We start from the raw sequence: 8597 nt of genomic DNA, 5'->3' as shown, positions 1-8597 counted from the left end.
GCTACACACCTACAATCACCACCGCGGACACACCGCGCTAAAGGGCCAACCACCCGCGAGCCGCGTCCCCAACCTCACGGGTCAATACACCTAGCGCAGTCCGGCGAAGAGGTCGTTCTCCGGCACGGCCGCGCCGGTGCTGTCCTGGACCCGCACGAAGGTCTCGACGCCCATCAACTCGGTGAACCGCTCCCGGCCGATCCCGAGGAAGAAGATGTTCTCGCTCTGACTGGAGTGCGCGGCCAGCGCATCGAACTTCTGACCGCTGAACGCGGTGGTGTCCACCCAGGTGGTGACCTCCTCCTCGGGAAGCCCGATCTCGGCCATCGCGGCGGCCTCCGCGGGATCCGGCTCATGCCCCTCCGGATGGAACTCGCGCATGACCTCACCGAATCGCTGCATCATCGGGCGGGGCACCGTCGTCCAGTACACCTTCGGCGCCAGCGAGGTCATCGCCAGCGCCGCCGTGGTGATGCGGTTGGCCTGGATGTGGTCGGGGTGGCCGTAGAAGCCGTTCTCGTCATAGGTCACGACCACATCGGGCTGGTACTGCCGCATGAGTGCCGCGAGCCGGGCGGCGCCCTCGTCCACGGGAGTCCGCCAGAAGGATCCCGGGGCGTCGTTGGCCGGCCAGCCCATCATCCCGGAGTCGCCGTAGTCCAGCGTCTCCAGATGGCTGATCTTCAGAATGCCGCAGCTGGTCTCAAGTTCTTGACGCCGCATCAGGGCGACGGCCGCCGGATCGTGCCCGGGCTCGCCCGGCTTGACACCCCCCGGTCCGTCACCGCAGGCGCCGTCGGTACACGTCACAAGGACCGTGCGCACGCCCTCCGCCGCATAGCGCGCGAGAACGCCCCCCGTTCCGGTGGCTTCGTCGTCGGGATGGGCGTGCACCGCCATCAGCGTCAAGGGCCGGTCGTTCATCAAACAGTCCTCCTGTGTACTCAAGCCATGGCGCCGGATCACGTCGGTGCTACCCGTCGGTCTCCACGCAGCCCGTCAGCGCGGCTCCGGCCTCCCGGCGAGTGCAACAGCACAGCCCGTCCCGGCTGTTCCCGGCCGACGACGCGACCGGTGCCGTGCGGTTACAGACGGCCCAAGCCGCCCGGGAAGTCGTCGGTGCGGGAGCGGGTGGCGCCGAAGCCGGACTCGTGGGTCCAGATGTGGGTGCAGGAGGGGCACTGCAGGTGGAGCAGGCTGCCGGTGGTGGAGAGCAGATAGCGCCAGTGCTCGGTGCAGGTGCGCCGCTCCTGGCATGGTGCGCAGCCCTCGCGGTCGTTGCAGTTCGGACAGGCCAGCCAAGCGCGGCGGCCGATGTCCGCCTGGGGGTCAAGCGGCAGCATCGCCGCTCTCCCGCCGGGGCAGTACACCGGCCGCGACCAGGTCGTCGTAGAGGCGCTGCTGTTCCTCGTCGAGGTGGGAGTACAGCAGCTCATGTGCCTTGTCCTCGTCGCTCAGCACCGCTATGGGGTCCCAGTCGGGGCCGAGTGCGGCAAGGACATGGGTGCGGCGCAGTGCCTCGTGCGAGGTCAGGTCGACGCTGAAGCCGACGAGTGAGGAGTCGTCCGGGCGCTGCGCCCGGGGTCGGCCGTCCGCGGGGGATGCGCCCGGTTCGGTGGGAAGGGTGGGGTCGTGGGGGGACATGCGGCAAAACGTAGGTAACCCTCGCCGGGCGGGGCAAGGGTCGGTGGGGGAAGTCACAGGCGTCCGCGCGTGGCGGCACACCCGGTCCGTACGCCGTCACTCCCTCCCGTAGGGGCAGGTCAGGGGGGTGGAAGCGGGGTCCCGTACGGTCCCGCTCGCCCCGCCCGACGGCCGTCAGGAGGGCGCGCCGTCCAGAACCTCCACCTTGCCGGTGTCGAGGGAGTAGTAGGCGCCCACCACGGCGAGAGCTCCCTTGCTCACGAGCGGGGCCAGGCCGGGGTTGGAGCGCAGGGCGCGGGCGGCCAGTCCGACCTGGGCGCGGGCCATCGTCTCGACCGGGTCGGTGCCCCCTTTACGGACGGTCTGCTCGTACGCGGGCCGCAGCGCCCTGACGATCGCCTGGAGATTGCCGGGCAGCGGCTTGCGGTCGCGCAGGGCACCGTACGCCGCCTTGATCGCGCCGCAGCGCTGGTGTCCGAGGACCACCACCAGGGGCGTGCTGCTCGTCATGGGGCCGTATTCGACGGAGCCGGTGACGATCGGCCCGACCGCCGTCCCGCCCGTGCGCATCACGTACAGGTCGCCCAGACCGGTGTCGAAGAGCAGCTCGGGCGGTACCCGGGAGTCGATGCAGGACAGGATCGACCCGAAGGGCTCTTGCTGCTGCGCCACGAGCTGACGCCGGTCGGGATCCCGGTCGGGGTGCTGGAGGTGGCCGCTCACCCAGCGCGCGTTGCCCTCCACGAGCCGGGCGAATGCTGCGGCGGGCGTCGTCGGCCGGGTCGTCGGGGCGGGCCCTTGCTCGGGTGAACGGCTCGCCGCCGCCGGAACCGCCCGGCTCGATGAGCACCCGGCCAGCATGACCGCGGCGCCCGCCAGCCCCCCGGCCAGCAGAGTTCTCCGATCGGGCCGTTCTCCTCGGTCCATGGGTCGTTCTCCTTGAGTCGCTGGCACACGTCCGTACGCCGTGACCAAGGGATTGTGCAGTCGGTGCGGGTGCGCGCGGGTGCAGGCGCCACCGGCAGCCGGGCACTTTGCCACCGACGGCCCACAGACGGGCGCCCCGACCGCCGGGCGGACGTTCAGCCGCAGGTGAGCAGTCCCGCGTCCCGCTTGGCGGTGAGGATCCGGCGCACACTGTCGTCGGCCTTGGCCCGGAAGGCGGCGTCCTGCTGCATCCGGGCGGTGATGGCCTGTGCCATGGCCGGTACGACGTCCGACCGCACCGTCAGGATCATGTTGCCGCCCGCCGCGATGAAGTTCACCGCCCGCTGGGCGGGGGTGAAGGACCGTACCGCCACCGCGTCGCCGAGGTCGTCCGAGATGACCACGCCCTGGAAACCCAGCCCGCCGCGCAGGAGTTGGCCGATGACGGTCGGCGAGAAGGCCGCCACATGCTTTGAGTCGATCTTGGTGTAGGTGGCGAGGGAGACCATCACAAACGGCGAACCGGCGCGTATGCCGTCCCGGAACGGGGTGAGACTCGCGCTGGTGGCGGTCGTCACCGCGTCGGTCACGTTCGCGGTGGTGTCGGTGTTGCCGAGGACCTGGCCCAGCCCGGGGAAGTGCTTGAGCGTGGTCTTGACGCCCGACTGCGCGAAACCACTGGCGAACGCGGCACTGTGGGAACTCACCGCATCGGGAGTGTGCCCGTACTCGCGGGAGTAGCGGCCGATCGGGGCATTGCGGGTGCCCAGGCTCGCCGGGACGACATCGGCGACCGGAGCCAGATCGAGATCGACCCCGGCGGACTTGAGCTGCCCCGCCCAGTCGGCCGCCCGGCCGCGCAGTGTCGTGGTGGACCAGCTGCCCTGGGTCAGCCCGCTGGGTATGGCCGAGAACCCGGGGCCGCTCAGCACCTGCACCTGGCCGCCCTCCTGGTCGGTGGCGACGAACATCCCCACCTTCTTCCCGCCGGCCTGGTCCTCCTGCCCCCGCACACTGCCGACGAGGGCGCGGGTCGCCTGTATCCCGGCGCTGCTGCGGCCGGTCAGCATGATGGACCCCACGTGGTTGTTCCGCAGCGTGCGCAGTCGGTCCTGGTCGAGGGGGGCGGCGGGGATGCCGCCCATGAAGAGCTGGCCCACCCGCTGGGCGGGGGTCATGGCGGAGAAGTAGCGGTCGACGCAGCTGGCGGGAGCGAGCGCCGGTCCTCGGGGCGGGACCGCGGTGAGGGCGGCAGGGGGAGTGGTGCTGGCCGCCGACGTGCCGGGGCCGGTAGGGGCGTTCCCTGCGGGGGAGGGGAGGGACGTGGGGGCGGCAGCGGCCGAGGTGCCCGCGTCGCGGTCGGCGGCGCTGCTGGCGGGACCGGCGGCACCTCCCGGCGCGGCCGATGGGCCGCAGGCACAGGTGGCCAGCATCAGGGTGACGAGGGGGGCCGCGGCGCGGCGTATCCCGAGCCGTGGAGTACGTATCGTCATCGATTCTTCTCCTGTGCGGGGGTGCTCCTGTGCGGAGGTGCCCGGCCCGTGGCCCGACTCCGCTTCCCGGTGCACCGGGCCCGTTCCGGTGGAGGCGCCGGGGGCCGGGAGTGGCTCCATCCTGAGGACTGCCCCTCCGCTTTGCAACCCTTGGCAGGCCTTGCTGCACCGCTCGCCGCGGGGTGTCCGGTGAAGGCCGCATGAAGGCCTATGAAGGCCGTACGGAGATCCTGCCCGCTGCCCGCTGCCCGCTGCCCGCTGCCCGCTGCCCGCCGTCCCCCGTTCTCGCCCCCGCCCGCCGTCCCCGTTCTCGCTCCCGCCGCGCCGGACCGGGCTCCGGTGCGGCGGGAGCGAGAACGGGGACGTGGGGGTCCCGCCACGGCTCAGTGGCGGAGGGCCGCGTCCAGCCGGTGATAGAGCACATCCAGTCGGCTCCGGCCGGGACTCCGGGCGGGCATCCGCCGCAGCAGCTCGCGCACCTCCGCCGGGGCGTGCTCGACCGCCCACCGGATTTCCCCGTCACCGGCCTCCGGGCCGCCGTCCGCGGCGAGTTCATGGGCGCGCGCCGTGTAGACCGCGGGGCCGAGGACGTGCTTCGACTGGTGCGGACTGGCCAGGGGGTGGAGATACGGGGTCGCCGCCGCGCAGCACGCGGCGCGGGCGGCGGCCGAGGCGGCGGGGTCGTCGACCTCACGTGCGGCCGCCTGGGCCGCCCAGGCGAGGGACCGCAGCCGTGCCGTCCGCCTCCCCTCGACGGTGAAGGCGCGGATGCCCTCGATCGCCTCCCGGGGGCGGCCGTCACCGGGCGCTTCCGCCTCGAACAGCGTGAGCGCCCGTACGGCGCAGTCGGCGGCCCAGACTCCGAGGAGCCGACGGTCTTCTTCGCTGATGGTCACCTCGTCCACCCGCACATCATGCCGGTGCGGGCGTTCGCGGGTACGAGGAATATGCGCCTCCCGGCCGCCGGTGGACCCGGCACCCCTCAACCCTCAACCCTCAACCCGAAGTCCGGCGGCCGGTGCCCGGCTGCCCCACGAGCTGCCCGGACCGCTTCAGCATGCGGATGACCGGTGCGGTCTCCGCCGCCGAGACCCCGGGCAGGGCCGCCAGCGGACCGGTGAGGTACTGGTGCAGCGCCCGGGTGCTGGTGCAGCTCACCACCGCGAACAGATTGGTGGTGCCCGTGGTCGACGCGGCGAAGGAGATCTCGGAGTGCGCGGCCAGGGCCCGGCCGACGCTGTCGAGCCGGTTCGGCGCCACCGAGAGCCACAGCATCGCGTTCCTGGCGCGGCTGAAGACATCCTCGGAGTGGTCGACGTCGAAGTAGAGGACGCCCTGCTGGTACAGCTCGGCGACGCGGCGCTGCGCGGTCGACTGGGCGCAGCCACCGGCGCGGGCCAGGTCCTGGAAGGTGGCCCGTCCGTCGGAGCGCAGAACCTTCAGCAGGGCTCTGTCGAGATCGGTGAGCGCGATCGGATCGACCCTCTCCGCGGGGAGCGGTCCGAGGGCCTCGACCTGCTCTTCGCTGAGTGGGCTGATCTTGTTGACGAAGCCGTCGGGTCCGCCGTAGTAGCTGTGCAGAATGCAGTGCGCGGTGATCGCGAGGACCTGGGGGGTCCGGGGCAGCCGCCCCAGCAGCAGCGGCTCCGCGTCCTCGTTGTTGTGGGCGACGCACACGATCTCGGTCCCGCCGGACGTCACATGCACCCACATCGCCTCTTCGTGCCGGGCCAGGGCCTGTGCGACGGCGCCCATGGCGCTCGGCGCGCAGCGCACCCGCAGCAGCCACCGTTCCTGGCCCACCGCCCCGGGGTGCGTCAGACCCACCACCTTCAGGGCGGCCGAGGTGCGCAGCTGGGCGTAGCGGCGGTTGACCGTCTGCGGCGACACGTCCAGGACCTCGGCGATCCGCCGGAAGGACGCCCGGCCGTCGATCTGTAGGGCGTGGATGATTTTTCGATCCAGGTCGTCCTGATCGAGCTTTCCCACCGTGATGCCTCATTTCCAGGCTCATCGTCCCGCAACAAGGACACTACATGGACCGCCGGCATCGGTCTCCCCAGACTGGGCGAGGGTCGCGGCTCCTGCCGGAGGCCCGCTCGCCCCACGTCTGAAGTGAGAGATTCCATGCGTAAGTGGTGGCCACTTGTGGCCATTTGCCTGGGTACGTTCATGCTGCTGATCGATGTCACCATCGTGAACGTCGCCCTGCCCCAGATCTCCCGGTCGCTCGATGCCTCGATGACCTCGCTGCAATGGATCATCGATGCCTACGCCCTGGCACTTGCCGCGCTGCTGCTGGTCGCGGGCTCCGCGGCCGACCTCCTCGGCCGCCGGAAGATCTATCTCCTGGGCACCGGCGTGTTCGCCGCGGCGTCCCTCGCCTGCGGTCTGGCCCCGACCGACCTGGCACTGGTCGCCGGGCGGGCGGTGCAGGGAGTGGGCGGCGCGGCGATGTTCGCCACCACCACCGCGCTGCTCACCGCCACCTACCGCGGACACGACCGGGCCATCGCCTTCAGCGCCTGGGGCGCGGTGAGCGGCTGCGCGGCGGCCGCCGGGCCCACCCTGGGCGGGATCCTGTCCCAGGTCTGGGGCTGGCAGGCCGTCTTCCTGGTCAACCTGCCGGTCGCCGCCGTCACCCTCTTCCTGGCCGCGCGGGTGCTGCCCGAGACCAGGCGGGAGTCGCCGCGGCGCTTCGACCTGGCGGGAGCCGTCCTCTTCACCGTGGCCGCGGGCTGCCTGGTGGCGGGCCTGATCTCCAGCACCGACCACGGCTGGACAAGCCCCCTGGTCGTGAGCCTGCTGGCCGCGGGCGCCCTCTGCCTGGCGCTGTTCGTGGTCGTCGAGTCCAGGGTCCGACACCCCCTGTTCGACGTACGGCTGCTGAAGCGGCCCGCCTTCGCGGGGCTCATGATCGCCGCACTGGTCCTTCAGCTGGCGACCTTCGCCCACCTCGGATACACCTCGGTCTGGCTCCAGTCCGTGCTGGGCATGAGCCCGCTGGCCGCCGGTTTCGTCGTGACACCGCTGAGCCTGTCCTCGCTTCTGGTCGCCTCCTTCGCGGGGCGCCGACTGCACCATCTGCCCGCCCGGATCCCGGTCACCGGCGGTCTCCTCCTCATCGGCATCGGCGTACTGACCCAGACCGCCGTCGACGCCTCCTCCGACTGGACGGTGCTGCTCGCGGGGCTGGTCGTCAGCGGTCTCGGAGCGGGCATGCTGATCGCGCCGCTGGTCTCCGCGGCGATGGAGGCGGCCCCGCCGGAGGACGCCGGTACGGCCGGAGCCGCCGTCAACACCTTCCGCCAGCTCGGTCACGCCCTGGGAGTCGCGGTGCTCGGCGCGGTCTTCGTTCACGGTGCGAGCGCCTCGCTGACCTCCGGCGGCTGGCGCGGCGACGCCCACCGTACGGCCATCGACCTCGGCGCCGGGCAGGCTCCCCGTCTGATGGCGTCCGTTCCGCCCGGGCGGCGTGCGTCGGTGGGCGACCTGATCGCCGACGCCTACGCCTCGGGCCTGAGCCATGTCTTCCTGACAGCCGGGCTCCTCGCCCTGGCCGCGGCCGCGGCCGCCTGGTTCCTCATCAAACGGCCCCACTCCGCCCGGATCCCCCACCAGGCGCACACGCCCGCCGCGGCCTCCGTGCAGCCCGTAGGCCGGTCCGCCGACCTCTGAGCACAGCCCCACCCCCGCACCTGCTCCCCACCCCCGCACCTGCTCCCTTTCCGCGGAGTCCGGCTTCGCCCGGAAGACGGCACTGAGCAGAGCCTCCCGCGAGGCGACGCGGGGGTGGACGGCACGACAAAGAGGACGACGCGGGGGGTCCGCACGACGACGAGGACGACGCCGTGCGACGGAATCCAGCAAGGGGTCCTGCCTTGCCAAACAAGAATCATCTCTCTGCTTTGATGGCATGCCGCGCGTCACCGATGCCTATCTCGCCGCCCGCCGCAACCAGGTGCTCGACGCCGTACGCGCCTGTGTCGACCGCGACGGCCTTCAGGGCGCGACCATGGAGGGGATCATCGGCCTCAGTGGGCTGTCCACGGGGACGGTGTACAAGTACATCCGCGGCAAGGACGAGGGTGTCGAGGCCGCCATGGGCAGCGCGTTGGACGGCCTGACCGCGGTGATGCTGCCGTATCTGACGGCCGATCCGCTGCCCCCGCCCGCCGAGGTGATGGGCCAACTGTCCCGTACGGTCGAGGCGTTCGCCCGGCACGAGGAGTACTCACTGCTGCGGGTGGCCGTCCATGGCTGGAGCGCCGCCCTCAGCAGCCCCGCACTCCTGGAGCGGACCGCCCCGCTCTACCGGGCCTTCCGCGAGCTGCTGCACGATGCCGCGGTCACCTGGAAGGCAGACGGTGCTCTGCCCGAGGACGCCGTTCCGGAGGATGTGGCGTCCTGTCTGCTCTCCCTGCTCGTGGGCCAGGTGGCGCAGCAGGCTCTGCTCTCGGACACCTCGGCCGAACAGCAGGCCCGCGGCTACGCCGCCCTGTTCGCCAACGGAGCCTCCGCGCGGACGTGAGC

Annotated in this window: 9 protein-coding genes; 2 read left to right on the top strand and 7 right to left on the bottom strand. The window is 71.8% G+C overall.

The features are described 5' to 3' along the window. Positions 1-90: 90 nt before the first annotated feature. From ACIHAA_RS31445 to ACIHAA_RS31415, 7 genes are all read right to left on the bottom strand, one after another. Positions 91-924 (bottom strand): PIG-L family deacetylase, encoded by an 834-nt coding sequence (locus ACIHAA_RS31445; protein ID WP_399823164.1) that lies wholly within the window; start codon positions 922-924, stop codon positions 91-93. 161 nt (positions 925-1085) lie between these two features. Continuing rightward, positions 1086-1343 (bottom strand): hypothetical protein, encoded by a 258-nt coding sequence (locus ACIHAA_RS31440; RefSeq protein WP_399823162.1) that lies wholly within the window; start codon positions 1341-1343, stop codon positions 1086-1088. Then, positions 1330-1644: a DUF6400 family protein gene (locus ACIHAA_RS31435; RefSeq protein ID WP_399823160.1), complete on the bottom strand. Its 315-nt coding sequence runs from the start codon at positions 1642-1644 to the stop codon at positions 1330-1332. Before ACIHAA_RS31435 ends, ACIHAA_RS31440 begins: the two co-directional genes overlap by 14 nt. Before the next feature lie 174 nt (positions 1645-1818). Continuing rightward, on the bottom strand, positions 1819-2571 hold the full coding sequence (locus ACIHAA_RS31430) for a carbonic anhydrase (protein WP_399823158.1): 753 nt from the start codon (positions 2569-2571) through the stop codon (positions 1819-1821). Between the two features lie 155 nt (positions 2572-2726). Then, complete coding sequence (locus tag ACIHAA_RS31425; RefSeq protein WP_399823156.1) at positions 2727-4064, bottom strand: glycoside hydrolase family 3 N-terminal domain-containing protein; 1338 nt, start codon at positions 4062-4064, stop codon at positions 2727-2729. Positions 4065-4447: 383 nt separating this feature from the next. Then, positions 4448-4969, bottom strand: a complete 522-nt coding sequence (locus tag ACIHAA_RS31420; RefSeq protein WP_399823154.1) for a putative immunity protein — start codon at positions 4967-4969, stop codon at positions 4448-4450. A 91-nt stretch (positions 4970-5060) separates the two neighbouring features. After that, positions 5061-6053, bottom strand: coding sequence for an Lrp/AsnC family transcriptional regulator (locus tag ACIHAA_RS31415; RefSeq protein ID WP_399823153.1), 993 nt, complete (start codon positions 6051-6053; stop codon positions 5061-5063). A 183-nt stretch (positions 6054-6236) separates the two neighbouring features. On the opposite strand from ACIHAA_RS31415, the gene ACIHAA_RS31410 reads away from it, so the two are divergent. Beyond that, positions 6237-7742, top strand: a complete 1506-nt coding sequence (locus ACIHAA_RS31410; protein WP_399823151.1) for an MFS transporter — start codon at positions 6237-6239, stop codon at positions 7740-7742. Between the two features lie 238 nt (positions 7743-7980). After that, positions 7981-8595, top strand: a complete 615-nt coding sequence (locus tag ACIHAA_RS31405; RefSeq protein WP_399823149.1) for a TetR/AcrR family transcriptional regulator — start codon at positions 7981-7983, stop codon at positions 8593-8595. Positions 8596-8597 lie beyond the last annotated feature (2 nt).

The sequence above is a fragment of the Streptomyces sp. NPDC052040 genome (assembly GCF_044548405.1).
Taxonomy (GTDB): Bacteria; Actinomycetota; Actinomycetes; order Streptomycetales; family Streptomycetaceae; genus Streptomyces.
Note: the sequence above shows the minus strand (reverse complement) of the source record. Positions and strands in the feature narration are given on the sequence as shown.